The following is a 25,714-nucleotide window of genomic DNA, read 5'->3' as shown; positions in this document are numbered from 1 at the left end:
GGCCACCACTCGTGTAACACGTCGTTCGCAGCACTATTCGCCCTATCAGAACGACCGGATAGTGCTACGAACAGCGTGTTACACACGCCCAGTGCTCAGACGAACAGCAGAGGTACGCCGACGAGCAGGCCCCACACCAGCGTGGCCAGCCCGGTCTGCTGGAGGACGGGGATGAGGCGCGGGCCGAGGTTGGCGCGGTCGAGGACCGTGCGTACGCCCTGGGCGGCGACGGCGACGAACCCGAGACCGAGCAGCGCCCACCAGGACGTCGTCAGGGCCACGAGCACGACCGAGACTGCGGCGACGGCCACGAGGGCGACGTAGAGCCAGCGGGTGCGCGCGTCGCCGAGGCGTACGGCGAGGGTGATCTTCCCCGACTCGGTGTCGCCGGGGATGTCGCGGAGGTTGTTGGCGACGAGGAGGGCGGAGGTGATCGCGCCGATCCCGACACCGGCCCACAACGCGCCCCACTCCCAGGTCTGCGTCTGGACGAAGGTCGTGCCGATGACCGCGACGAGTCCGAAGAAGACGAAGACCATGACCTCGCCGAGGCCGGCATAGCCGTAGGGGTGGGAGCCGCCGGTGTAGTACCAGGCCGCGATCATGCAGACCAGGCCCACGACGACCAGCCACCATGCCGACGTCACCGCCAGCACCAGGCCGGCGACCGCGGCGATCCCGAACGCGATGAACGCGGCGCGCTTGACCGCGGCCGGCGCCGCGAGGCCGGAGCCGGTCAGCCGCAGCGGGCCAACGCGCTCGTCGTCGGTCCCACGGATGCCGTCGGAGTAGTCGTTGGCGTAGTTGACCGCGACCTGCAGCGACATCGCCACCACGAGAGCGAGCAGCGCCTTCCACCAGACCAACCCACCGGCGTACGCAGCCACCCCGGTGCCAGCGATGACCGGCGCGAGCGCCGCGGGGAGGGTGCGAGGACGGGCTCCCTGGAGCCACTGAGCGGTGTTTGCCACCCCGCTATTCAACACCGACGGCTCGGAGTGGGTGCCGCGGGGATGTAACACGTCGTTCGTAGCACTATCCGGTCGTTCCAATAGGGCGAGTAGTACTACGAACAGCGTGTTACACGACCCCACCCCGCCCCTGAAACCCAACGACCCCTGCCCGGGGGGAGGCAGGGGTCGCGGGGTGGGGGTGTGGGGGATGGATCAGGTCTTCGGAGGGTCGTTGGAGTCGACGCTCAGCTCGGCCTCCATGGCCTCGATCTCCTCGGCCAGCTTGTCGGGCGGCGGAGCGCTGGGCTCGGCGGCCTCGGCACCGGCACCACCGGAGCCGGCCGTGCGGCGCTTGTTCCACACGTCGAAGGCAACGGCAAGCAGGAGCACGAGGCCCTTGATGGCCTGCTGCCAGTCGATGGAGACACCGAGCAGCGACATGCCGTTGTTGAGGACACCCATGACGAGACCACCGATGATCGCGCCGACGACGGTGCCGACACCACCGGTGACGGCCGCGCCACCGATGAAGGCGGCGGCGATCGCGTCGAGCTCGAAGTTGACGCCGGCCTTCGGGTTGGCCGCGGTCAGGCGGGCGGTCGTGACCAGGCCCGCGAGACCCGACAGCAGCCCCATGTTCATCATGACCAGGAAGTCGACACGCTTGGTGTTGACGCCGGACATCGTGGCCGCGTCGACGTTGCCGCCGATCGCGTAGACGTGCCGGCCGAAGACGGTCTTGTTCATGATGAACGTGTAGACCACGATCAGCCCGGCCAGGATCAGCCCGACGATCGGCAGCCCGCGCGCGTCGGCGAGCAGGTAGGCGAAGTACATGATCACGATCGTCAGCAGCGCCAGCTTCACCACGAAGAGCGGGAAGGGCAGGACGTCGAAGTTGTACGCCATCTGGGCGTTGCGGCGGCGCACCTCGAGGAAGATCAGCACACCGACGGCGGCCACCGCGATGAGGAGCGTCAGGTTGTGGAACCCGGTGTCCGGCCCGATCTCGGGCAGGAAGCCGTTGCCGATGGCCTTGAACTGCTCGGGCAGACCGCCGACGGTCGCGCCCTTGAGCACGACCAGCGTCAGACCGCGGAAGAGCAGCATCGAGGCCAGCGTGACGATGAACGCCGGGATCCCGACGTAGGCCACCCAGAAACCGTGCCAGGCACCGATGGCAGTGCCGATCAAGAGCCCCAGGAAGACGGCGACCCACCACGGGAAGTCGTACTGGGTCATCATGATCGCCGCGGCGGCGCCCACGAAGGCGGCCACGGAGCCTACCGAGAGGTCGATGTGTCGCGCCACGATCACGATCACCATGCCGATGGCGAGGATCAGGATCTGGGCGTTCTGGACCACCAGGTTGGAGACGTTGAGCGGCTTGAGCAGCACGCCCTCGGTCGAGATCTGGAAGAGGATGACGATCGCCGCCAGAGCGATGATCATCCCGTACTGGCGGACGTTCCCGCGCAGCGTGTTGAGCAGGGCATTCATCGGGGGTTACTTCCTCGCGTCCGCGGTCATGTAGCGCATCAGGGACTCCTGGGTGGCCTCTGAGCGGTCGAACTCATGGGTGATCACGCCCTCGGCGAGCGTGTAGATGCGATCACACAGTCCGAGCAGCTCGGGCAGCTCGGAGGAGATCACCAGTACGCCGCGACCGCTGCGGGCGAGCTCCTGGATGATCCCGTAGATCTCGTACTTGGCGCCGACGTCGATGCCTCGGGTCGGCTCGTCGAGGATCAGCAGCTTCGGGTCGGTGTACATCCACTTGGACAGCACCACCTTCTGCTGGTTGCCGCCGGAGAGCTTGCCGACCCCGGCGGTGATCGAGGGCGCCTTGATGTTCAGGTTCTTGCGGTAGCCCTCGGCGACCACGACCTCCTTGTGCTCGTCGACGACGAGCCCGGAGCGCAGCTTCTTCAGCGCCGCCGCGGTGACCGAGGTCTTGATGTCGTCGATGAGGTTGAGCCCGAGGCCCTTGCGGTCCTCCGAGACGTACGCGATGCCCGCATCGATCGCCTGGGTGACCGTGTTGAGCTGCAGCTCGGCGCCGTCCAGGATCAGCGATCCGGAGGTCCGGGATCCGTAGGAGCGTCCGAAGATCGACCGCGCGAGCTCCGTACGTCCCGCGCCCATCATCCCCGCGATGCCGACGATCTCGCCGGCCCGCACGGACAGGTTGGCCTGGCGGATGACCTCACGGTGGCTGTCCTGCGGATGCATGACGGTCCAGTCGCGCACCTCGAAGAGGACGTCCCCGATGGACGGGGTGTGATCGGGGAAGCGGTTCTCGAGGTCACGGCCGACCATCCCGCGGATGATCCGGTCCTCGTCGACGCCACCGCTGGCGACGGACAGGGTCTCGATGCTCTGGCCGTCACGGATGATGGTGATCTCGTCGGCGATCTGCTCGATCTCGTTCAGCTTGTGGCTGATCATGATCGAGGTGATCCCCTTCTCCTTCAGCCCCTCCAGGAGCGCGAGGAGGTGCTGGGAGTCGTCGTCGTTGAGGGCGGCGGTCGGCTCGTCGAGGATGAGCAGCTTGACCTCCTTCGAGAGCGCCTTGGCGATCTCGACCAGCTGCTGCTTGCCGATGCCGAGGTTCTTCACCGGCGTCAGCGGGTTCTCCCGCAGGCCGACCCGCGCGAGCAGGTCGATCGCCTCGCGGTTGGCGCGGCCCCAGTCGATGATGCCGCGCTTGGCGGTCTCGTTGCCGAGGAAGATGTTCTCCGCGATGGAGAGCTCGGGGATGAGGGCGAGCTCCTGGTGGATGATCACGATGCCGGCGGCTTCGCTCTGCCGGATGTTGGCGAACTTCGCGGTCTCGCCCTCGAAGACGATTTCGCCGCTGTAGGTGCCGTGGGGGTAGACCCCGCTGAGCACCTTCATCAGGGTGCTCTTGCCGGCGCCGTTCTCACCGCAGATCGCGTGGATTTCACCGCGGTTGACGACGAGGTTGACGTCGGCGAGCGCCTTGACGCCGGGGAACTCCTTGGTGATGCCGCGCATCTCCAGGATCGGTGAGGTCATGTGGTGGTTCCTGCTATCTGGCCAGGTGACGGCGTGGGCCCGGTCCGGAGGGACCCGGGCCCACGCCGTGTACGTGGGCGCTACTTGATCTCGTCGGCGGTGTAGTACTCGGAGTCGACGAGCACCTTGGTGACGTCGTCCTTGGTGACCACGACCGGGTCGAGGAGGTAGGACGGAACGACCTTCTTGCCGTTGTCGTAGGTCTCGGTGTCGTTGACCTCGGGCTCCTCGCCCGCGCCGACGGCGACGATCATGTCGACGGTCACCTTCGCGAGCTCGCGGGTGTCCTTGAAGATCGTGGAGTACTGCTCACCGGCGTTGATCGACTTCACCGACTGCACCTCGGCGTCCTGACCGGTCACGACCGGGAGGTCGGCGGTGGTGTAGCCGTTGCCCTTGAGGGCGGCGATGATGCCGAGCGAGAGGCCATCGTAGGGCGAGAGCACGCCCTGAACCTTCTTGGAGGCGTACGTCTTGGTGAGGATGTCCTCCATGCGCTTCTGCGCGGTGGCGGGGTCCCAGCGCAGGATCGCGGCCTGCTTGAAGTCCGTCTGACCGGAGGGGATGACGATCTCGCCGGACTTGATCAGCGGCTCGAGCACCGACATGGCGCCGTCCCAGAAGAAGGTGGCGTTGTTGTCGTCCGGCGAACCACCGAAGAGCTCGACGTTGTAGGGGCCCTCGCCCTTGGCCTTCAGGCCCTCGACGAGCGAGGTGGCCTGCTGCACGCCGACCTGGAAGTTGTCGAAGGTCGAGTAGTAGTCGACGGCCTCGGTGTCGCGGATGAGGCGGTCGTAGCTGATCACCGGGATGTCCTGCGACTCAGCGGTCTCGAGGACCTCGCCGAGCGCGGTGCCGTCGATGGCCGCGACCACCAGGACGTCGACGCCCTTGGTGACCATGTTCTCGACCTGGGAGACCTGGGTCGGGATGTCGTCCTCGGCGTACTGCAGGTCGACGTCGTAGCCCTCGGCCTCGAGCTGCTTCTTGATGTTGTTGCCGTCTGCGATCCAGCGTTCCGAGGACTTGGTCGGCATGGCTACACCGACGGTGCCCTTGTCGCCGCCCTCGCCGCCGTCGCCGCCGCCGCATGCCGCCAGACCGAGCGCAAGCGCTGCCGCGGTGATCGTGGTGAGTACCTTGCGCACTTACCTGCTCCATTTCATCTACGGCCATGTCGGTAGGCCGACGCGGCCGCTCTCGGGGGGTGCCGGAAACCGGTGCACGGACCGGTTCCCAGGTGAGCCACATCACAGATGTGAACGCTCACATTGGGACAGGCTGCCTCTTCATGTCCGAATGCGTCAAGTGCGGGACGAGGATGTTTCCGACTCGTGACTTACGGGAGGCTCCGTTGATCATCTGCGCTACACAGCGGACTCACAGACAAGCCCGGAGCCCGTCCCGTCACAGGTGACGTACGCCGACCAGCGCCCCGGCGCCGTCCGGCCAGGTGACCTGGATCGACTCCGCGCCGTCGGCGTCGGAGCCGTCGACGACCCGCTTCACGACGATCGCGAAGCTGCCCGCGTCCACGCGGGTGTCGGCACCGTGGGAGCGGATGGTGACCCCGTCGAAGTGCGGCACCGCGTTGCGCGACCACGAGCCGGTGCCGGTCGCGGTGACGACGCTCTCGCGACGATCCACCAGGCGTCCCCGGTCGTAGACGTCCATCGGCTCCTGGGTGGCGCCGGTGAGCGCGGCCGTCAGCAGGGCCCGGACCGCCACCGCGTCGGCGGTAGCGTCGTAGACGTAGCGCGTGCCCAGCGCCGAGTGTTCGGTGGTCGCCATCAGGAAGTCCTCGGCGCCGTCGAGGGGCGCCTCGCGGTAGGAGACCGGGAGGTGAACGACGGACTCGCCGACCTCGAGGAGGACACACTCGATCCCGACCCGTCCGGCCGGGTCGTCGAACCGGTAGGAGCCGATCGTGCCGGTCAGGTCACCCCCGCACCACGTCCGGGTGGCGAGCCAGGCACCGAAGATCTCTTTCTTCGACGGGGTGAGCGTGGCCTTGTGAACGATCGACATGACCGTTATCTACCAGTTCAGGACACCTTGTGGCTATCGCCTTCGCCGTTCGAGGTGGTGTCGGCCTCGGAGTCGATCTCGGCGTCCTCCTTGGCGCGAGCGGCCTCGACCGCCTTCGCGGCCCGGGCCTCGACCTTCTCGGCGAAGGCCCGCCGCTGCGGGTCGAGCACGAAGAAGGAGAGCACGCCGCTGATCACGAACGCCAGGATCACCGAGAAGAAGATGTCGACCTCGCCCGCGACGAGCGACCAGATGCCCGCGACGATCCCGAAGGTGGCGACCAGCGACAGCAGCCGCAAGCCGGTGTAGATCCAGAACTCTTTCATCGTGAGGCTCCCTCGGTGAGCTCGACGACCGCCGGGGCTGCGGGCGCAGCGTACGAATGCTGCGAGGTCGAGGAGAAGTAGTTGATGCCGATGAAGTTGAACCACAGCGTGGCCAGCCCGATCAGCGCGACGATCGCGGCCTTCTTGCCCTTCCACCCGGCGGTCGCGCGGGCGTGCAGGTAGCCGGCGTAGACGACCCAGGTGATGAACGCCCAGACCTCCTTGGGGTCCCAGTTCCAGTAGGAGCCCCAGGCCTCGTGCGCCCAGATCGGACCGGAGATCAGCACCCCGAAGGTCCACACCGGGAACGCGAAGGCGTGGATCCGGTAGGAGACCCGGTCGAGGTTGTCGAGTTCGGGCACCCGCGCCAGCAGAGCTGCGTCGGGGAAGCGCGCCTTGAGGAGGTACGCCGCCGAGGCGATGCCGCCCAGCGTGAACCCGCCGGTGGCGATGATGGCCGCGATGACGTGGATGACGAGCCAGTAGGAGTTGAGCGCCTCGGTGAGCGGCGCGACCGGCTCGTAGAGCCCGACCACGGCCAGCATCAGCACCACGACGGTGAAGCCGAGCACCCACGGCGCCATCCAGGACAGCTTGAGCCGCCGATACAGAGCGACGTACGCGGCGGCCACCACGAACGAGCCGGAGATCGTGAACTCGTACATGTTGCCCCACGGCACCCGGTTGGGGTCGGCGGCCATCCCACGGCCGACCAGCGCCAGCAGGTGACACACCACCGCGATCGCGGTCAGCAGCAGGCTGAGGCGTCCGAAGAGCGCGGCGCGCTGCTCGCGTACGGCAGCGGCGGGGTTCTCTGAGGCGTCGGTCTCGTCGGCCGGGGCACCGGCGCCGACGAGCTCCTTCTCCGCGACGGCGGCCCGGGCGCGCGACTGCCAGGCCGACCACTCGACCAGCGCGCAGAGCAGCGCCAGGAAGTAGACGACGCCGGCGGCCGTGATGGCCTGGTTGCTGAGTACGCCCCAGGTGTGGTCAGTCATCGGTTCTCCTCCTGTGTTCGCGCGCCTCGTAAGGTCTCCGCAAGGCCGGTGACGACGGCTGCGGTGTCTCCACCGCCGGAGCGGTCGAGGGCGGCGATCTCGACCAGTGTGCGCCCATCGACTCGGCGGGCGCGAACCCACACCCGTCGCGGGCGGATGAAGAGGGACCCGAGCAGCCCCACGAGGGCGAGGGAGACGCCGAGGAGCGCCCACTCCTTGCCGGGCGACTTCGAGATCTGCACCCGGTTCCACTGCTGGACGTCGTCGAAGGAGATCGACCCCAGTCCGTCGGGGAGCTCGGCCGTCTCCCCGAGGCGCAGGTTGAACGCCTTGCCGGTCTCGTCGGGCGACATCATGTTGGCCTTGGAGGTGTCGAGCGCGTAGACCGACTGGGGCCCCGCGTCGAGGTTGAGGTCGCCCCGGAAGCCCTGCAGCGAGAGCATCGCGTGCGACCCGTCCCCGATGTCGCCCATCAGGTTGACCGGCTCGCCGTCGACCGTGCCCTCGAACGGGTAGAACAGCCCCTGGAAGCCGAGCTCCTCGGGTGAGGCGTACGGCGCCTTCACGACGCCGAAGGAGAGCAGGTTCTGGCTCTGCGGGAGGAAGATCGTGGGGCCGGAGTAGGCCACGTCGCCGTTGCCGTCGCGCACGGTGATCACCGGCGCGTAGCCGTGGGCGAGCAGGAAGACGTCGGTGCCGCCGATGGTCAGCGGGTGGTTGACCCTGAGGTCATAGCTCTTCTCCTCGCTCGACCCCGCGGTGTAGCGGATCTTCGAGTTGAACCCGCGCGCGGTCCCGGCGCCCGCGCCGGTGCTCAGCCACTCGGCCTTGAAGTCCTCGATCTTGAAGGAGAAGTCGTCGAGGTCCTCGGGAGCGAAGAGCGAGCCCGGCTTGAAGTCGTCGTACTGCGACAGCTCGTTGGCGAAGCCGTACTCCTCCCCCACCAGCACGATCACGCCGCCCTTGTAGCCAAACAGGCTCCCGGTCGCGAACGCGACCAGCACGATGATCAGCGACATGTGGAAGATCAGGTTGCCGGCCTCGCGCAGATAGCCCTTCTCGGCGGAGACGGACTCGTCGTCTTCGTCCTTGCGGATGCGGTAGCCGCGCAGCTGCTTCCGCGCCGCGGCGAGCACCTCGGCGGGCTCCTCGTCGGTGACGTACGTCGTGGAGTCGGGCAGCCGGGTCAGCTTGGACGGCGTCGCCGGCGGCTCGGCCCGCATCGCCCGCGCGTAGACGAGGCACCGCGGGATGATGCAGCCGACCAACGAGACCATCAGCAGCAGGTAGATCGCCGCGAACCACGGGGTCGAGTAGACGTTGAAGAGCCCGAGCTTCTCGTAGATCGGCGTCAGCGTCGTGTGCGCCTCGCGCCACTGGTCCGCCTTGAGCGAGTCGACCCCGTCCTGCGGGATCAGCGACCCCGGGACCGCCGCGAGCGCGAGGAGCAGCAGCAGGATCAGTGCGGTACGCATCGAGGTCAGCTGACGCCATCCCCAGCGTGCCAGCTCGCGGGCGTTCAGCTCGCCCGGGCGGCGTACGGAATCTTTCTTCTCCTGGTCGGGAGCCGAGGTGGTGCTCACAGTGCGATGCCCTCCCAACGCTGAACGAGCTGAACCTGCAGCCACTGGACACCGTTGTCCCACCATCCGGTGAGCATGGCGACACCGATCAGGATCATCAGTACGCCGCCGATGATCGTGATCGCGCGGGTGTGCCGGCGGAACCAGCTGAGCGCGACGGTGGCCTTGCGCCACATCACCGCGACGAGGATGAACGGGATGCCGAGCCCGAGCGCGTAGACGGCGAGCAGCAGGCCACCGCGGGCGGCAGTGCCCTGGTCCCAGGCGAGGCCGGCGATGACGCCCAGCGTCGGTCCGGTGCACGGGGTCCAGGCCAGCCCGAAGAGGAAGCCGAGCAGGGGCGCCGCGGCCAGGCCGACCGCCGGCACCTTGTGGAACTTCAGGTCGCGCTGCAGCAGCGGGATGAAGCCCATGAACGCGATCCCCATGATGATCGAGAGCACGCCGAGGACCTTGGTGCCGGTCTGCTGGAACTCGAGCAGCTTGTAGGCGATCCCGCCCACGGTGATGCCCATCAGGACGAAGACCACCGAGAACCCGGCGACGAAGAGCAGGGCGCCCGCGAGCATGCGGCCGCGGCGTACGTCTCCGGAGGCGAGGTCGGCGCCCGACAGGCCGGTGGCGTAGGAGAGGTAGCCCGGGAGCATCGGCAGCGTGCACGGCGAGACGAACGAGAGGAACCCGGCGAGCAGCGCGACCGGGATGGCCAGCATCAGCGACCCGCTCCCGGCGGTGCTCGCGAACCAGTCCGTCATGCGGAGCCCTCTCCTGACTTCCCCGCCGCGGAGATCAGCTCGTCGAGCGTACGTGCCGAGGGGATCTCGCCGCGGATCAGCGCCGCTACGCGCCCCTCGGTGTCGAGGATCGCGGTGGCCGGGATGGCGCGCGGCGCCAGCGAGCCCTTCAGCGCGAGCACGGCGGCTCCGTCGGGCGAGTAGACCGAGGGGTACTCCACGCCGTAGTGCCGCTCGAAGGCCAGCCCCTGCGCAGCCGAGGCGTCGCGGGTGTTGAGCCCCACGAACGCGACCTCGTCGCCCAGCTCCTCGTAGGCGGCCTGGAGCATCGGCATCTCCTTGCGGCACGGCGCGCAGCCGGTCCACCACACGTTGAGCACCGTGACCTTGCCCCGGGTGTCGGCCAGGTCGAAGGGCTTGCCCTCGAGGGTCTCGCCGGTGAGCTCGACCGGCTCCCGGCGATCGGCGACCGGGATCTCCTGGGTGCGGCCGTCACCGGAGATGTAGCCGGCTTCGTTCGTGCCGGTCTGCCCGCAGGCAGCGAGCATCACCACCAGTGGGAGAGCGAGCAGCCAACGCATGCCCCTGAGCCTGCCTAACAAAACTGAGAGACTTCTAATCTTCCGAGTCGCCCGCCGAGAACGGCGCGTACTTGTCCTTCGCCGGCAGCATGTCGCCGGCCGGCTCGCCGTAGGAGAGCGCGACGAACTCGTCGTCGACGAAGTGCAGCGAGGTCAGCGAGCACAGCGCGCACTGGCGGCGGCGCGGGTCGTGCAGGAAGCTGCGGCCCTCGATGTGGAGCCGGGTGGTCCAGATCGGCAGCTGGTGGGAGACGATGACCGCCTCGTGCCCCTTCGCCTGGTCCCGGGCGTCGTGGATCGCGGCCATCATCCTGGCCACGATCTCCAGGTAGGGCTCGCCCCACGACGGCTTGAGCGGGTTGAGCAGCTTCGGCCAGACCTTGGGATCCTTCAGCGGCCCCATGCCGTCCTTGAAGCTCTTGCCGACGAAGAGGTTCTCCGACTCGAGCACCCGCTCGTCGAGCGAGATGTCGACGCCGAGCGCCTTCGCCAGCGGCCCGGCGGTCTGCTGAGCGCGCTCGAGCGGGCTGGAGATGACGTGGGTGATGTCCTGCCCGCCGATCCGGTCGGCGACCCGCTCGGCCATCCGCAGGCCCAGATCGGAGAGGTTGAACCCTGGCCGGCGCCCGTAGAGGATCCCCTCCGGGTTGTGCACCTCACCGTGGCGCAGCAGGTGGACCGTGGTCTCGATGCCATTTCCCTGGGACGTCATGCCTTCACCTTTACAGCAGCCTCGGCGGCGTACGGAAGCGCCTCCGTGATCTGGGAGATCGCCCGCTCGTCGTGGGCGGAGGAGAGGAACCAGGCCTCGTACGCGCTCGGCGGCAGGTAGACGCCCTGGTCGAGCATGGCGTGGAAGAAGGCCTTGTACGCCGCCTCGTCGGTGGTCTTGGCCTCGTCGAAGTTGCGCACCGGCTTGTCCGTGAAGAAGACCGAGAACATCGTGCCGGTGGACTGGATGACGTGCGGGAGACCGACCTTGGTGAAGCTCTCCTCGATCGCCGCCTTCACGACGTCGGCGGCCCTGGTGATGTGGTCGTAGACCTCGTCCGTCGCCAGCCGCAGCGTGGTCAGGCCGGCGGTGGTCGCGACCGGGTTCCCGGAGAGCGTGCCGGCCTGGTAGACCGGCCCGTCGGGGCTGAGCGAGCCCATCACGTCGGCGCGGCCGCCGAAGGCAGCCGCCGGGAAGCCGCCACCCATCACCTTGCCGAAGGTGACCAGGTCGGGCGTCCAGCCCTCGGGCTTGCCGTCCAGACCCCACTGCCCCTGCTTGCTGGCCCGGAACCCGGTCATCACCTCGTCGGAGATGAACAGGGCGCCGTTCCTCGTGCAGGTCTCGCTCAGGAACTGGTTGAACCCGGGCTCCGGCGGCACGATGCCCATGTTGCCGGGCGAGGCCTCGGTGATCAGGCAGGCCACCCGGCCGGCGTACTCCTCGAACGCCGCGGTGACCGCGGCTCGGTCGTTGTACGGCAGCACGACGGTGAGCTCGGTGCTGCTCTCCGGGACGCCCGGGGTGCCGGGGATCGCGTGGGTGACCAGCCCGGAGCCGGCGCTGGCGAGCAGCGAGTCCACATGGCCGTGGTAGTTGCCGGCGAACTTCAGGATCACGTCGCGCCCGGTGAACCCGCGTGCCAGCCGGATGGCCGACATCGTCGCCTCGGTGCCGCTGCTCACGAACCGCACCTTCTCGACCGGCGCCCGCTCGACGATCGCCTCGGCCAGCTCGACCTCGGGGGTGGTCGGGGTCCCGTAGGAGGTGCCCCGAGTGACGGCCTCCAGGACCGCGGCCTGGACCTCCGGATGGGCGTGACCCAGGAGCATCGGGCCCCAGGAGCAGATCAGGTCGACGTACTCGTTCCCGTCGACGTCGGTCAGCCACGCCCCCTTCGCCTCCCGGATGAAGCGCGGCGTCCCGCCCACCGCGTTGAAGGCGCGTACGGGCGAGTTCACGCCGCCCGGCGTCACGGCCTTCGCGCGGGCGAAGAGCGCTTCGGATGCCGCTGCGGACCGGGGTGAGATGTCGTGAGGCACCCGGTCATTCTCTCCGAGGCGCCTCCGAATCCCCATTTCGGCCTCAGCCGACGGCAGTCGCAGCCCCCGGGGGCAGCCCCGGATCGGCGTTGAAGATGTCGTTGGCATCGAGCGCGCCGGCGTACTGCCACACCCCGACGAGGTCGCCGGCAAGCGGCGCAGTCGGCCCGGCGAGATCAGCTGTCGTGGAGCCGTTGCCGACCTCGAACCCGCCCCGAGCAGTCCACGGAGCGCTGAACGACGCTTCCGGCATCTCACCCTCGGTGCTGCCGTCGCCCGGGGCCGGCGGGAACCCGTTGAGATAGATCTCGATCTGCCGACGTTCGGCGTTGTAGACGCCGATCACGACATTGACCTCCTCCGGCGTCCAGACGTCCGCACGCACCTCGGCGAACTCGGCGTCGGTGCTGTCGCCCGCGGCCATACGGAAGTAGAACTGCCCACCCGTACCGTCGCTCTTGACGCGATAGCCGAGGGTCCAGGCAGCCGCGTTCTCGCCCGCTTGCTGGGCGATCACTCCCGGTCGCGTCGGATCGGTGAGGCGTACGGAGGAGGCGACCGAGAACGAAACGGCCGAGTCCGTCACTGGATGACTCAGCGTGAGGCGCTGCTCGGGCGTGCCCGGCAGTGCCAGGACCCCACCGGGAAGGTACTGGTCGCCGGCGCCGTCGACCTGAAGCTGGGCGTCGAAGGAGCGATCGGTCAGCACGCCCGACTCGACGGTGTCGTCGCTCACGCCGAGATTCCATTCGGCGGCCATGCTGGTCGCGTACCCCGTGTTCGTCTCGAGGGCCACACGCTCGGCGATCACGGAACCGGAGGCCGCGTTGTCCCAGATCCCGACCTCGTCCACCATCGCCGTCGCGCAACCTGCCCCGGTGGTCGACGCGCTACCGCAGCCCAGCGTCCAACTGGCGCTGCCCCAGGCCTCCGAGGCGTACGTCACGCTGGACCGCGCCACCCCGTTCACCCAGAGCGTGAGCTCGTCGAGAGAGGCCCGATACGTGGCCGCGAGGTGCGTCCAGGTGCCCTGGCCACCCGCAGCCGATGCGAGCTCGGCGCTCGTGGCCGAGCGCCGTCCGGCGACCCAGCTGCGGCTGATCGCGTCGTACCCGATCTCGAGCGCGTTGCCCTCCGGAGAGGTCGCCGAGACCAGGGTCATCGACTCGGCGGCATCGACGTGCGCCCACAGCGCAACGGTGAAGTCTGCGGCGGTCGAGATCTCTGATGTCGCAGTCGCAGGCTCTCCAGCGTCGAACCGCAGGCCGATGTCGTTGCGACCGAGCGGCGACGTCGCCGCGCCTCCGAGGCTGAGGTCAGCGACGGCGGGATCCCGGCCGGTGTTGGCGCCGGGGGCGTTCGGGTCGTCGAAGGACCAGTCCACCTGGGGAGTGTTGCGAGGCACATAGAAGGTATAGGTCGCCACGGAGCCCCACACGTCTGCCTTGTCGTGGGCCTGGACGCTCACCGTCCGAAGTCCGGACGCGGCCGGCGTGAACGAGATCGAACGAGGCTGGCCGGCCCTGGTCGCGACGGGCTCGCTCCACCCCGACGGCTCACCTTCGGCGGCGCCGACGACGGACCATCGGTACGCATCCACATCGACGTCGCCCTTGGCGGCTTCGAACCGGAAGCTGCCCGTCTCGCCTACGTGGTTGCCGGTGTGGGGACACACCGAGTCGCATTCGGGGAAGTCGAGGCTGGACACGACCGGAGCCAGCGGAGCGGGGTCGAGGGGCGCTGCCATCGCGGCTCCCGGACCGAACGAGGCGGTGACCAGTGCCGCACCGAGAGCAGCGACGAAGAGCGACGACGCGCGACGCATGGGAACTCCTGACTCCAGAGAAACGAAAGGGGCGAACCGGTCCCGAGGCGGCGCAGCGCATGGAACGTACCAACGCCCAAGCCGAAGTTCTTTGCTTTGGTCCTGCTGTTTCCGATCCGTGACACCACGGTTACCCATCCGGACGATCCCGGGCCTGGCGTCCTGGTCAATCGTCTTGGTCGCGTACGCTCACGACATGCGCTTCCCGATGACGAGAGACCTCTGATGGCGCGCGTCTCAGCCGACGTACGCCGCGAACGCCTGGTCGAGGCCGCGATCCGGGTGATGGTCCGTGACGGCGTCGCCAAGACCACGACACGCTCGATCGTGGCGGAGGCCGACATGCCGCTCGGGGCCTTCCACTACTGCTTCCGCTCCAAGCAGGAGCTCCTGGAGAACGTCATCGAGGCGATCACCGGGCACACGCTCCAGCTGGCCCTGGTGGAGATGCGCGGGGAGGAGTCGTTCGAGGAGAAGCTCCAGGCGGCGCTCAGGGCGTACTGGCAGCACGTCATCGCCAACCCCGACGAGCACCAGGTGACCTACGAGCTGACGCAGTACGCCCTTCGTCAGCCGGGCCTGGCCACGGTCGCTCGCCGTCAGTACGAGACCTACCTCGAGGCCAACACCCAGGTCCTCACCGTGCTCGCCGAGTCCACCGGGGTGACGTGGGACCAGCCGATCCCCATGCTCGCGAGATACCTCACCGCCAACATCGACGGCCTCACCCTGCTGTTCCTCAACGAGGGCGACGCCGAGGCCGCCGGGGCCGCGCTCGACTTCGCCGCGGCGCACGTCGCGTCCATGGCCAGATCGGCGTAGTCACCGGCATCTGGACCGTTGACCGGGTCATGCGTCCAACTCTAGGATGCGGCGTACGTCACGCACCCTGGAGGCACTGTGAACGCCGTCCGCTCGCTGCTCTGTCTCGTCCTCATCGGCTTCGTGGCGTTCGCCCCGCCGGGCTGGTCGTCGCCGCCGGACCGGTGGTGGGAGCCTGCCGACCGGCCGACGCCCGATTCCCAGGTCAACGTCACCGGCAAGCCGTTCACCGGCACCGACGCCGCGGGTGACGTACGCGGCTTCGCCGACGTCCACAACCACCTGATGACCAACGAGGCGTTCGGGGGCGAGCTGGTCTGCGGCAAGCCGTTCTCCGACGCCGGGGTCGCCGACGCGCTCGAGGACTGCGCGGCGCACTACCCCGACGGCTCCGGCGCGCTGCTGGAGAACCTGACCGGCGCGGAGCCGGACGGCAAGCACGACCCGCTGGGCTGGCCGACCTTCAAGGACTGGCCCTCGTACCGCACGATGTCGCACCAGCAGAACTACTACGCCTGGCTGGAGCGGTCGTGGCGAGCCGGACAGCGGGTCCTGGTCACCGACCTGACCAGCAACGGCGTGATCTGCTCGATCAACCCCAACCGTGACCGCGGCTGCAACGAGATGGAGTCGATCCGGCTGCAGGCGGAGAAGACCTACGACCTGCAGGACTTCGTCGACAGGATGTACGGCGGCGAGGGCAAGGGTTGGTTCCGGATCGTCACCGACCCCGCCCAGGCCAAGCAGGTCATCGAGGACGGCAAGCTCGCCGTGATCCTCGGCGTGGAGACCTCCGAGCCGTTCGGCTGCAAGCAGGTGCTCGACGTCCCGCAGTGCAGCAAGGCGGGTATCGACCAGGGCCTCGACGAGCTGCACGCCCTCGGCGTACGCAGCATGTTCCTGTGCCACAAGTTCGACAACGCGCTCTGCGGCGCGCGCTTCGACTCGGGCACGACCGGGACGATCATCAACGTCGGCCAGTTCCTCTCGACGGGCACCTTCTGGCAGACCGAGAAGTGCCGCGGGCCGCAGCACGACAACCCGATCGGCAACGCAGCCGTCCCCGAGATCGAGGAGAAGCTGCCCGCGGGCACCGAGGTGCCGACGTACGACGGCGACGCGCAGTGCAACACCCGCGGCCTCTCCCGACTCGGCGAGTACGCGATGCGCGGGATGATGCAGCGCGGCATGCTCGTCGAGCTCGACCACATGAGCGTGAAGGCCACCGGCCGCGCGCTCGACATCCTCGAGTCGGCCGACTACCCCGGTGTCATCTCCAGCCACAGCTGGGCCGACCTCGGCTGGGCCGAACGCGTCTACGGGCTCGGCGGCTTCATCGGTGAGTACATGTTCGGGCCCGAGGAGTTCATCGGTGCCGCCGGGCGGACCGAGGCGCTGCGCACCGAGTACGACAAGGGCCTCGGCATCGGCACCGACTTCAACGGCCTCGGCTCCCACCCCGCTCCCCTGGGTGCCGACGGACCGAGCCCGGTGGCCTATCCGTTCCGCAGTGTCGACGGCGGGTCGATGATCGACCGGCAGGTCACCGGCGAACGGGTCTGGGACGTGAACACCGACGGCGGAGCCCACGTCGGCCTGGTCCCGGACTGGATCGAGCAGATCCGCCGCCTCGGCGGCACGGAGGCCGTCCAGGACCTGATGGGCGGAGCCCAGTCCTACCTCGACACCTGGGGTGCCGCATCCGGCTACACGCCGCCGGGCAACCTCGCGGCAGGATCGCGCGCCACGGCGAGCTCGTCGGAGTGGAGCGCCTTCACCAGCTTCGCCCCGGGCCGCGCCATCGACGGCGACACCGGCACCCGCTGGGCCAGCGACTGGAGCGACGACCAGTGGCTCGGCCTCGACCTGCGCAGCGAGCGGACCGTGGGCCGCGTGGTCGCCGACTGGGAGAGCGCCCACGCGGCGGCGTGGAAGGTCGAGGTCTCCTCGGACGGCACGACGTGGCGCACGGTGTGGTCGACCGACACCGGGAAGGGCGGGGTCGAGACGGCGACCTTCGAGCCGACCACCGCTCGCTACGTACGCATCCACGGCGTCAGCCGCGCCACCCGCTACGGCTACTCCCTGTGGGAGGTCGGCGTCTACGACCGCTGACCCGCCCGGGCGGCGATCAGCTCCTGGTACCAGCGGAACGAGTCCTTGGGAGTACGCCGCAGCGTGTCGTAGTCGACGTGCACGAGCCCGAAGCGCTCGGCGTACCCCTCCGCCCACTCGAAGTTGTCGAGCAGCGACCAGGCGAAGTAGCCGCGTACGTCCACACCCGCGGCGATCGCGTCGGCAACGGCCCGCAGGTGCGCGTCGTGGTAGTCGATCCGGCGCTGGTCGTGCACTCCTCCGTCGGCGGCGACGGTGTCGTGGAACGAGCATCCGCTCTCGGTGACGTAGACCGGCGGCAGCGCGTCGGCGTACCGCTCGTGGAACCGGGTCAGGATCTCGGTGAGCCCGTCGGGGACGATCGCCCACCCGAAGTCGGTGGTGGGTACGCCGACGAGCTGGCGCGGCTCGAACGGAAGCCCCTCCGGCATGATCGCGCCCTCGAGGGCCGGGCCGTGGTCGCCACCAGATCCGGGGGCGCCGACCAGCACCGGCTGGTAGTAGTTGATGCCGTACCAGTCGAGCGGCGCCGAGATCACCTTCAGGTCCTCCGCCACAGGTCCCGGCATCATCGAGGTGATCAGCTCGTCGGGGTACTCGCCGCGCAGGATCGGGTCGGAGAACAGCCAGTTGGTCAGCGTGCCGAACATCTCGGCCGCCTCCCGGTCCTCGGCCGAGTCCGACGCCGGCCGGGCGGGCTGGTGGTTGGACGCGATGCCGATGTTGCTCGCTCCGGCCGCCCGCAGCGCGGAGACGGACAGGCCGTGGCCGAGCAGCAGGTGATGGGCCACCGGCAGCGCGTCGAAGCCGAGCGCCTGGCCGGGGGCGTGGGTGCCGAGCGCGTGCCCGAACATGGTGACCACGACCGGCTCGTTCAGCGGCATCCACATCGAGACCCGGTCACCGAGCCGCTCGCCGACGATCGCGGCGTACTCGGCGAGACGGAGCGAGGTGTCGCGGTTGAGCCAGCCGCCGGCGTCCTGCAGAGCCTGCGGCAGGTCCCAGTGGTAGAGCGTCGCGGCCGGCTTGATGCCCGCCTCCAGCAGCCCGTCGACGAGCCGGTCGTAGAAGGCCAGCCCCTCGGCGTTGGCCGGCCCGGAGCCGGTCGGCTGGATCCGCGGCCAGGCGATCGAGAACCGGTAGGCGTCCACGCCGAGGTCCTTCATGAGCGCGATGTCCTCGGGGTACCGGTGGTAGTGGTCGCACGCGACCGCCCCGGTGTCGCCGTTTTTGATCCGGCCCGGCTCTGCGCAGAATCTGTCCCAGATCGACGGCCCGCGGCCGCCCTCCTCGACGGCACCTTCGATCTGGTACGACGCGGTGGAGACGCCGTACACGAAGTCGGTGGGGAGCCGCAGGCTGGGCAGATCAGGGTGGGTGGTCACGAGTTGTCTCCTATCGAACGGACTTGATCCGGTAGACCAGGACGGCGCCGATCAGCGTCACTCCGGCGGCGACGGCGTACAGGGTGGAGTAGCCGCCGAGCACGCTCACGATCGGCGCAGCCACGATGGGGGCGAGCACCTGCGGAAGCGAGTTGGCGATGTTGACGACGCCGAGGTCCTTGCCGCGGTCGATCGCCTCGGGAAGTACGTCGATCATCAGCGCGAGGTCGACCGAGGTGAACACGCCCATGCCGAGACCGAGGACGGCCACGCCGATGATCGCGGCCGTCCAGGAGTGGAAGCCGGCCAGCGAGAGGGTGCCGGCAGCCATCACGACGCCGGCGACGGTCACGAAGATCCGGCGGCGGTCGAACCGGTCCGACAGCCATCCGCCGGCGACGACCGTGACCAGCAGAGCGAGGGAGTTGACCGCCGAGAGCAGGAAGACGCCGGCTTCGGGGTTCTCGTGGTGAACCGCGTCGTCGAGGTAGAAGAGCAGGTAGACCAGCCCGATCGCGAACCCGAGGTTCATCAGGAAGCGAGTGAGCCACGCCCAGGCGAAGTCGGGGTGCAGGCGAGGGCTGATCCAGAAGCCGCGGAGGAACGTTCCCCACGAGAACGATGGCCGGTCGGCGGGGTCGAGGACCAGGTCGCGGCGCATCGCGACGTACGGCGCGCTCGCGATCACCAGGAAGACCGCGCACGCGAGATAGCCACCGACGATCCCACCCGCAGCAGCCGCGAGCCCGGCGCCGACGACGGCACCGAGGGTCTGGGCGAGGCCGAGGAAGCCGCCGATGGTGCCGCGCTGCTGGTGCGGCGCATGGTCGGGTACGGCGGCGGTGATCGCCGCGAAGTTCGCGTTGAGGGCGATCTGGGCCAGGCACCATCCGATGGCCACCACGACGAGGTTCGGCGCGAAGGCCAGCAGCACCAGGCTGGCCACGCCGCCGCAGATGCCGAGGACCGTCCACGGCAGGCGGCGGCCGTAGCGCGACGTCGTCCGGTCCGAGAGCGCGCCGAAGACCGGGTTGGCGACCGTCGAGCAGAGCGCGCCGATGCCGACGACCCAGGCGAGCGCGGCCTCCTTGTCGTCACCGGCGAACCGCTCCGCCTGCATCCCGAGCAGGGTCAGGATCGGGCCGAACCATGCGGTGAACAGTCCGACGTTGGCCAGCGAGATCGCGGCCACCCATGACATCGGGGCCGGCTTGGCCGGCTCATCCAGCGCCGACAGAGTGAGCTCAGAACTGGTCACGTTGGGCGCCGATCAGCTGCTGATACCAGGAGTAGGAGTCCTTCGGCGTACGCACCAGGGTGTCGTAGTCGACGTGCACGAGGCCGAAGCGCTGGGTGAAGCCCTGGGTCCACTCGAAGTTGTCGGTCGGCGACCAGACCCAGTAGCCGCGGACGTCCGCGCCCTCCTCGATCGCCTGGCGTACGGCGCGCACGTGCGCGTCGAGGTAGTCGATCCGGCCGTCGTCGTGGATCCTGCCGTCCGGACCGGGTTCCTCGGTGCCGGGCTGCTGGGAGGTGCCGTTCTCGGTGACGATCAGTGGCGGCAGGCTCTCGCCGTACCGCTCGGTCAGCGTCAGCAGGATCTCGCGCAGGCCGTCGGGGCTGATCTCGCCGCCGAGCCCGGTCTTGGGCCCGTCGACCTCGACCGCCCGGAACGGCATCTCCGCCGGGATCTCGTGCTCCTGGATCAACGACGGCTCACCGGTCGGGGCTGCGACTCGCTGCGGGCTGTAGTAGTTGACGCCGTAGAAGTCGAGCGGGGTCGAGATGACCGCGAGGTCTTCGGCGACCGGACCGGGCATCCCCTCGGCATACCCCTCAGGGTAGCTTCCGAGGAGGATCGGGTCGCCCCAGATCCAGTCGGTGAGGTCGGCGCTGAACGCAGCGGCGGCGAGGTCCTCCGGACTGTCGGAGGCGGGCCAGGTCGGTGCGTGCGGGTTGGCCGTCCCGATGCTGCGGCCGCCGGCCGCACGGATCGCCTGGACGCTGAGCCCGTGGGCGAGCAGCTGGTGGTGGACGGTCGGCAGCGACTCGAAGAGCAGCTCCTGCCCGGGGGCGAAGCCGCCGATCGCGTAGCCGAGCAACGAGAGCACGACCGGCTCGTTGAGCGGGATCCAGTACGCCGCGCGGTCGGCCAGCCGCTCGGCCACGACCGCGGCGTACTCGCCGAAGCGGAGCGCGGTGTCTCGGTTCATCCAGCCGCCGGCCTCCTCGATCGGCAGCGGGGTGTCCCAGTGGTAGAGGGTCGGCGCCGGCTTGAGGCCGGCCGCCAGCATCTCGTCGACGACCCGGTCGTAGAAGTCCAGGCCCTTCGCGTTGACCTCGCCCGACCCGGTCGGCAGGATCCGTGGCCAGGCGATCGAGAACCGGTAGACGTCGGCGCCGAGGTCGCGTACCAGCGCGATGTCCTCGGGGTAGCGGTCGTAGAAGCCGGCGCTGGTCGTCGGCGTCGATCCGTCGGCGATCCGCCCGGGCTGCTCGCAGAACACGTCCCACGTGGACCGTCCCCGCCCGTCGGCGTCGAGCGCACCTTCGGTCTGGTACGCCGAGGCGCCGACACCCCACTCGAAGCCAGCGGGGAATCGGGGCAGCGGCCGGGTCATGGCCATGACCATAACGCCAATACCGAATGGCCGCTAGGTTTTCGTTCGGGCCACCTAGACTGCGAGCATGTCCAGCCGAGCCCGTGGTCCTTACGCCAAGTCCGCCGAGCAGCGGCGCCGGATCCTCGACGTGGCGCAGGACGTGTTCGGGCGCCGCGGCAGCCACGGGGCGTCGCTGCGCGAGATCGCCGACCTGGCCGGCATGAGCCAGGCCGGGGTGCTGCATCACTTCGGCTCCAAGACGGGCCTGCTGATGGCCGTGCTGGAGGAGCGTGACCAGGCCTCGCGCCAGCAGTCGGACGCCGGCACCACCTGGGACGAGCAGGCCCAGGTGGCGCGGAGCATGTTCGAGCGGGCCATCGCCGACCGCGGGCTGACCCAGCTGTTCACCACCGTCACCGCCGAGTCGATCGTCCCGAGCCACCCGGCCCACGACTTCACCGTGGCCCGCTACCGGCGTACCGTCGCCGAGTTCACCGCAGCGCTGACCGAGGCCGCACCGGCCGAGCCGGACGCGGCACCCACTACAGACCTGGCGGGCGTTGCGCGCCTGGTGATGGCGGCGATGGACGGCCTGCAACTGCAGGCCCTGCTCGACCCGGACGCGGACGTGCTCGGAGCCTTCGACATCCTGCTCGAGGCACTACCTCTCCTCGCCCCGCCCTCACCCGGTCCGACGGACTGACCGCCGGGCCTCGCAGGGCTCAGTCCTTCGTGTTGCGGGGGTGGCCGTAGAGCGTCTTGATGAGCCGGGTCAGCGTCCGGATGTTCGTGGCCTTGAACGGCATGCCGTGGAGCTCGTTCTTCATGCCGAAGCGGGTCACCAGGATCGACTGCCGCTTGGTGAACTTCCGGATGCCGTCCCGCCCGTGCCGGGCGCCGAGACCGGAGTCCTTCCACCCGCCCATCGGCAGCTCGAGAGCGAAGTAGTTGGCGAGTGCGTCGTTGACGGTGACGGTGCCGGCCTGGAGCTCGCGCGCGATGCGCTGCCCCTTGGCGAGGTCCTTGGTGTAGACCGCCGCCTGCAGGCCGTACGCCGAGTCGTTGGCCAGCCGCACGGCCTCGGCCGCGTCGGCGACCTTCATGATCGGCAGCGTCGGACCGAACGTCTCCTCGCGCATGCACGCCATGTCCTGGTCGACATCGACCAGCAGCGTCGGCTCGAAGAACCGCCCCTCGCCCTGGCGTACACCGCCTCCGGTGAGGGCCTTCGCACCGCCGGCCACCGCGTCCTCGACATGCCGGGTGACGGTGTCGAGCTGCGGCGGGAAGGTCAGCGACCCCGACTCCGACGTGCCGAAGCCGGTCGACTCACCCACGCGCAGCGACTCGAAGCGCTCGGTCATCAAGGCCACGAACTCGTCGTAGACCGGCGCCTCGACGTACACGCGCTCCGAGGAGGTGCAGGTCTGGCCGGAGTTGTGCATCGCGCTGAAGAGCGTCACGTTCGCCGCACGTTCGAGATCGGCATCGGCCAGCACGATCACCGGGTCCTTGCCGCCGAGCTCGAGGCTGCACGGGATCAGCCGCTCGCCGCAGCGCCCGGCGACCTTCTTTCCGGTCCGGGTGGAGCCGGTGAACATCACCGCATCCACGTGCTCCACGAGCGCCGCGCCCGCCGCCCCGGTCCCGGTCGCGACGCTGAAGACGCCGTCGGGAAGCCCGATCTCGCGGGCCATCTCGGCCATCAGCACCGACGTGAGCGGAGTGATCTCCGACGGCTTGAGCACGGCGGTGTTGCCGGCCGCGAGCGCCGGGATCACGTCGCCGAAGTTGTTGAGGAGCGGGTTGTTCCACGGCCCGATCACGCCGACGACGCCCACCGGCTGGTAGCGGACGACCAGCTTGCGCCCGAGCACGAGCGGCGACCGGCTGGTGATCTTCTCGTCGGCGAGGTACGCCGAGGCGTGCTTGGCCCAGAACGCGCTCGCGACAGCGCCGTACATCACCTCGATGTTGGCCTCGTCGAGCGACTTGCCGTTCTCGGCGTGGATCGTCTCGGCGATCTGGTCGGCGTTGTCCAGGAACCACTTCTGCATGCGGCGCAGGTAGCGGCCGCGGCCGGCGTACCCGAGGGCGGCCCAGGCCGGCTGCGCGGCCCTGGCGGTGGCGACGAGCGCCTCGACCTCGACCGGACCGAGGTCGGGAACGCTCTCGATCGTCTTGCCTGTCGACGGGTTCTCGACCTCGATGACAGCACTCATGCCTTGCTCCTTAACTGGGGGGCGAATCGGGATGCCATCAGCAACAGGACCGGGCTCAGCAGCAGCGGCAGCACGAACATCGCGCGGTGACTGACCTGCTCGGCGACGGTGGCGATGGCGACGGCGGCCACGAGGTAGCCGACGTAGTTGGACACGTTGACTCGGGCGACGGCCTGACCGCCGCCGTCGGCGTCGAGGTGGCCGGCCGCGACGAACGACAGCGGCGGGATCATCGCCAGGCCGGCTCCGAGCAGGCCGAAGCCCACGATCGCGACCCACACCGACGGCGCGGCGACGACCAGCGCCATCGAGACGATCGCGACGAGACCGCTGATGCGCACGGTGCGCACCGGCCCGATGCGGCGTACGACCGTGTCACCGACCAGCCGGGTGAGCAGCAGCACGGCCTGGTACGCCGTGAACGCCAGGGCCGCCGCGCTCTGCGTCGACGACAGCCCGTCGACCAGGTAGATGCCACCCCAGGCCGAGATCGACGAGTCGAGGAACCACATCACGAAGGTGGGTACGGCGAGCAGCAGGACCGGCAGCCACGGCACCTGCGGTGGGTGCGGCGTGTGGTCATCGGCGTCGACATGGCCGTCGATGGGGTCGACCACCAGCAGGTCGCCCAGCAGCGCGGCGTTGAGCACGAGTCCGACCGCGCAGACGATCGCGAACGACAGCAGGAGCGACCAGCCCAGCTCCAGGGTCAGCGCCGCGTAGCCGCCGCCGATGACCGCGCCGAGGCTCCACATACCGTGGAAGCCGACCATGATGCTGCGGCCGTAGAGGTCCTCGATGCCGACGCCCTGCATGTTCATCGCCGCATCGATCTGACCGACGAAGAGCCCGTACGCACACACCGCGACTACCAGGCCCGCAACGCCGTCCGGGAGGGCGACCAGCAGTGTCGCCACCGACGCGCCGACGAGCGCGGCCCTGAGGACCCGGGCGCTGCCGAAGCGTGCGGCGGCGTACCCGGTGATGACGCTGCCGACGGCCGACGCGATCGCCACGCCACCCAACAGCAGGAGCACCTGGTAGTCGCTCAGGTCGTGCTCGGCCTTGATCGTGGGCAGCCGGCTGATCAGGGACGCGAAGGTGAAGCCCTGGATCCCGAAGGCCGCGAAACAGGCCCGGCGGGCCGCCCGTGGCGGCGCGGTGGTGACGGTCGTGGTCACAGGAACGTCCTTCCTTCTCCTCGGTAGGTCGGGACGGTGTCGACGACGCTGCCGCCGTCGACGAGCACCAGCTCGTCGACGTGCTCGCAGAGCTCGCCGGCCTTGGTGTGCCGGAACCACACCCGGTCGCCGATCCCGAGCCGGGCGGCCGCAGCACCGGTCAGCGGCGTCTGCACCTCGCCCGCCCCCTCGGACGGCACCAGACCGAGGCCGCGCGGCCACACGGGGATCGGGAGCCGATCCTTGCCGGCGGCTCCGGAGGCGATCCACCCACCGCCGAGAACCGTCGCGTGACGCGGTGAGGGGCGGCGTACCACCGACAGGACGAAGTACGCCGCGGGCTGGGGGCGGAAGCGGGTGTAGTGGTCGAACTGGTGCGGAGCGAGCAGTCCCGACCCGGCGGCCACCTCGGTCACGGCGTCCTCGGCGACGGTCGTCTCGATGCTGCCGGTGCCGCCGCCGTTGACGAACTCCAGCGGCGCCACGCGGCGCACAGCGGCCACGGCGGCGGCCCGTCGTTCGGCCAGCTCGTCGACGGACCTCCGCTGCAGCGCCCGGACGACGTGCTTGGACAGGCCCGGCTGGTTGTCGCCCATTCCCGCGATCTGGCCTTCGTACGCCATCACGCCGACGAGCTCGCAGCGCGGATGCGCCACGACGGCCCGGGCGAGCGCGGCCGCCTGCTCGGGCGCGTGCACGGGCGAGCGCCGGGCGCCGAGGTGCACTCGACCGGACGCCAGGCGGAGCGAGGCGTCGAGCTCGATGCAGATCCGGATCCGCGGACCGCTGGCGCCGGCCGCGGCGGCGATCAGCTCCAGATGCTCGACGCTGTCGATCATCAGGGTCACCCGAGAGGCCAGCAGGTCGTCGGCGGCGAGCCGCCGGATGGCGGCCGTGTCCGCGGTCGGGTAGCCGACCACGACGTCCTCGACCTCACCCGCGAGCCAGAGAGCCTCGGGCAGGGTGTAGGCGAGCACACCCTGGAAGCCCGGCATCGCCAGGGTGCTCCGCATCAGGGCACGGCAGCGCACGGACTTGCTCGCGACGCGGATCGGCGTGCCGCCGGCACGGCGAACCAGGTCGGCCGCATTGGTGCGCAGCGCGGCCACGTCCACCACGGCGTACGGCGTGGGGAGGTCGGCGGTGGCGGCTTCGAGGTCGTCGAAGGAGGCACGTACGCGCGTCGGGACGGTGAGATCCAGCATTCGTCGAGCATGGACCGACCACCGAATTAGGTCAAGTGTCCAAGACTATTGACCTTTGCTGTGACCTGGGTCATCCTGAG

22 protein-coding genes are annotated in these 25,714 nt (G+C 69.3%); 3 read left to right on the top strand and 19 right to left on the bottom strand.

Annotated features, from left to right (window positions below):
• Nucleotides 1–95: 95 nt before the first annotated feature.
• From ACIO3S_RS03410 to ACIO3S_RS03350, 13 genes are all read right to left on the bottom strand, one after another.
• Nucleotides 96–971 (bottom strand): 1,4-dihydroxy-2-naphthoate polyprenyltransferase, encoded by an 876-nt coding sequence (locus tag ACIO3S_RS03410; RefSeq protein WP_400459439.1) that lies wholly within the window; start codon nt 969–971, stop codon nt 96–98.
• Nucleotides 972–1,166: 195 nt separating this feature from the next.
• The gene (gene mmsB, locus ACIO3S_RS03405) at nt 1,167–2,453 is read right to left on the bottom strand and encodes a multiple monosaccharide ABC transporter permease (protein ID WP_160025709.1); all 1,287 of its coding nucleotides are present in this window, start codon (nt 2,451–2,453) and stop codon (nt 1,167–1,169) included.
• Between the two features lie 6 nt (nt 2,454–2,459).
• A complete protein-coding gene (mmsA, locus tag ACIO3S_RS03400) occupies nt 2,460–3,992 on the bottom strand; it encodes a multiple monosaccharide ABC transporter ATP-binding protein (protein WP_400459435.1) in 1,533 nt (510 codons plus the stop codon).
• A gap of 80 nt (nt 3,993–4,072) precedes the next feature.
• The gene (chvE, locus tag ACIO3S_RS03395) at nt 4,073–5,140 is read right to left on the bottom strand and encodes a multiple monosaccharide ABC transporter substrate-binding protein (RefSeq protein WP_400459432.1); all 1,068 of its coding nucleotides are present in this window, start codon (nt 5,138–5,140) and stop codon (nt 4,073–4,075) included.
• Between the two features lie 259 nt (nt 5,141–5,399).
• On the bottom strand, nt 5,400–6,020 hold the full coding sequence (locus ACIO3S_RS03390; protein ID WP_400459429.1) for a hypothetical protein: 621 nt from the start codon (nt 6,018–6,020) through the stop codon (nt 5,400–5,402).
• Between the two features lie 17 nt (nt 6,021–6,037).
• Nucleotides 6,038–6,346, bottom strand: coding sequence for a DUF4229 domain-containing protein (locus tag ACIO3S_RS03385; protein ID WP_400459426.1), 309 nt, complete (start codon nt 6,344–6,346; stop codon nt 6,038–6,040).
• Nucleotides 6,343–7,344 carry a c-type cytochrome biogenesis protein CcsB gene (gene ccsB / locus ACIO3S_RS03380; RefSeq protein ID WP_400459423.1) on the bottom strand — a complete coding sequence of 334 codons (1,002 nt, stop codon included), beginning with the start codon at nt 7,342–7,344 and terminating at the stop codon, nt 6,343–6,345. Before ccsB ends, ACIO3S_RS03385 begins: the two co-directional genes overlap by 4 nt.
• Nucleotides 7,341–8,927 carry a cytochrome c biogenesis protein ResB gene (locus tag ACIO3S_RS03375; RefSeq protein ID WP_400459420.1) on the bottom strand — a complete coding sequence of 529 codons (1,587 nt, stop codon included), beginning with the start codon at nt 8,925–8,927 and terminating at the stop codon, nt 7,341–7,343. Before ACIO3S_RS03375 ends, ccsB begins: the two co-directional genes overlap by 4 nt.
• The gene (locus ACIO3S_RS03370) at nt 8,924–9,682 is read right to left on the bottom strand and encodes a cytochrome c biogenesis CcdA family protein (protein ID WP_400459417.1); all 759 of its coding nucleotides are present in this window, start codon (nt 9,680–9,682) and stop codon (nt 8,924–8,926) included. The genes ACIO3S_RS03375 and ACIO3S_RS03370 overlap by 4 nt, the downstream gene beginning before the upstream one ends.
• The gene (locus ACIO3S_RS03365) at nt 9,679–10,242 is read right to left on the bottom strand and encodes a TlpA family protein disulfide reductase (RefSeq protein WP_400459414.1); all 564 of its coding nucleotides are present in this window, start codon (nt 10,240–10,242) and stop codon (nt 9,679–9,681) included. The genes ACIO3S_RS03370 and ACIO3S_RS03365 overlap by 4 nt, the downstream gene beginning before the upstream one ends.
• A gap of 34 nt (nt 10,243–10,276) precedes the next feature.
• Nucleotides 10,277–10,954 (bottom strand): histidine phosphatase family protein, encoded by a 678-nt coding sequence (locus tag ACIO3S_RS03360; protein WP_400459411.1) that lies wholly within the window; start codon nt 10,952–10,954, stop codon nt 10,277–10,279.
• Nucleotides 10,951–12,276: a glutamate-1-semialdehyde 2,1-aminomutase gene (gene hemL / locus ACIO3S_RS03355; RefSeq protein WP_400459408.1), complete on the bottom strand. Its 1,326-nt coding sequence runs from the start codon at nt 12,274–12,276 to the stop codon at nt 10,951–10,953. Before hemL ends, ACIO3S_RS03360 begins: the two co-directional genes overlap by 4 nt.
• 43 nt (nt 12,277–12,319) lie before the next feature.
• The gene (locus ACIO3S_RS03350; RefSeq protein ID WP_400459405.1) at nt 12,320–14,101 is read right to left on the bottom strand and encodes a LamG-like jellyroll fold domain-containing protein; all 1,782 of its coding nucleotides are present in this window, start codon (nt 14,099–14,101) and stop codon (nt 12,320–12,322) included.
• A gap of 225 nt (nt 14,102–14,326) precedes the next feature.
• Here ACIO3S_RS03350 and ACIO3S_RS03345 point away from each other — a divergent pair, with 225 nt between their 5' ends.
• Together ACIO3S_RS03345 and ACIO3S_RS03340 are read left to right on the top strand one after the other, a co-directional pair.
• Nucleotides 14,327–14,923: a TetR family transcriptional regulator C-terminal domain-containing protein gene (locus ACIO3S_RS03345; RefSeq protein ID WP_160025720.1), complete on the top strand. Its 597-nt coding sequence runs from the start codon at nt 14,327–14,329 to the stop codon at nt 14,921–14,923.
• Between the two features lie 78 nt (nt 14,924–15,001).
• The gene (locus ACIO3S_RS03340) at nt 15,002–17,038 is read left to right on the top strand and encodes a discoidin domain-containing protein (protein WP_400459401.1); all 2,037 of its coding nucleotides are present in this window, start codon (nt 15,002–15,004) and stop codon (nt 17,036–17,038) included.
• Here ACIO3S_RS03340 and ACIO3S_RS03335 read toward each other — a convergent pair.
• The 3 genes from ACIO3S_RS03335 to ACIO3S_RS03325 are packed head-to-tail and all read right to left on the bottom strand — an operon-like array spanning nt 17,026 to nt 21,044.
• A complete protein-coding gene (locus tag ACIO3S_RS03335; RefSeq protein ID WP_400459398.1) occupies nt 17,026–18,423 on the bottom strand; it encodes a GH1 family beta-glucosidase in 1,398 nt (465 codons plus the stop codon). The genes ACIO3S_RS03340 and ACIO3S_RS03335 overlap by 13 nt on opposite strands.
• Before the next feature lie 10 nt (nt 18,424–18,433).
• The gene (locus ACIO3S_RS03330) at nt 18,434–19,681 is read right to left on the bottom strand and encodes an MFS transporter (RefSeq protein ID WP_400459395.1); all 1,248 of its coding nucleotides are present in this window, start codon (nt 19,679–19,681) and stop codon (nt 18,434–18,436) included.
• Entirely contained in the window at nt 19,668–21,044 is a 1,377-nt protein-coding gene (locus tag ACIO3S_RS03325; RefSeq protein WP_400459392.1) for a GH1 family beta-glucosidase, read from the bottom strand. Before ACIO3S_RS03325 ends, ACIO3S_RS03330 begins: the two co-directional genes overlap by 14 nt.
• A gap of 67 nt (nt 21,045–21,111) precedes the next feature.
• Between ACIO3S_RS03325 and ACIO3S_RS03320 the strand changes: the two genes are divergently transcribed.
• Nucleotides 21,112–21,729 carry a TetR/AcrR family transcriptional regulator gene (locus ACIO3S_RS03320; protein WP_400459389.1) on the top strand — a complete coding sequence of 206 codons (618 nt, stop codon included), beginning with the start codon at nt 21,112–21,114 and terminating at the stop codon, nt 21,727–21,729.
• 19 nt (nt 21,730–21,748) lie between these two features.
• Here ACIO3S_RS03320 and ACIO3S_RS03315 read toward each other — a convergent pair whose 3' ends face one another.
• Genes ACIO3S_RS03315 through ACIO3S_RS03305 form a run of 3 tightly spaced genes read right to left on the bottom strand, consistent with a single transcriptional unit; the run spans nt 21,749 to nt 25,634 of the window.
• The gene (locus ACIO3S_RS03315) at nt 21,749–23,248 is read right to left on the bottom strand and encodes an aldehyde dehydrogenase family protein (RefSeq protein WP_400459386.1); all 1,500 of its coding nucleotides are present in this window, start codon (nt 23,246–23,248) and stop codon (nt 21,749–21,751) included.
• Nucleotides 23,245–24,429, bottom strand: a complete 1,185-nt coding sequence (locus ACIO3S_RS03310; protein WP_400459383.1) for an MFS transporter — start codon at nt 24,427–24,429, stop codon at nt 23,245–23,247. Before ACIO3S_RS03310 ends, ACIO3S_RS03315 begins: the two co-directional genes overlap by 4 nt.
• Nucleotides 24,426–25,634, bottom strand: a complete 1,209-nt coding sequence (locus tag ACIO3S_RS03305; RefSeq protein WP_400459380.1) for an amino acid deaminase/aldolase — start codon at nt 25,632–25,634, stop codon at nt 24,426–24,428. The genes ACIO3S_RS03310 and ACIO3S_RS03305 overlap by 4 nt, the downstream gene beginning before the upstream one ends.
• Nucleotides 25,635–25,714 lie beyond the last annotated feature (80 nt).

Source organism: Nocardioides sp. NPDC087217 (assembly GCF_044744805.1).
In the GTDB taxonomy this organism is placed as follows: Bacteria; Actinomycetota; Actinomycetes; order Propionibacteriales; family Nocardioidaceae; genus Nocardioides.
Note: the sequence above shows the minus strand (reverse complement) of the source record. Positions and strands in the feature narration are given on the sequence as shown.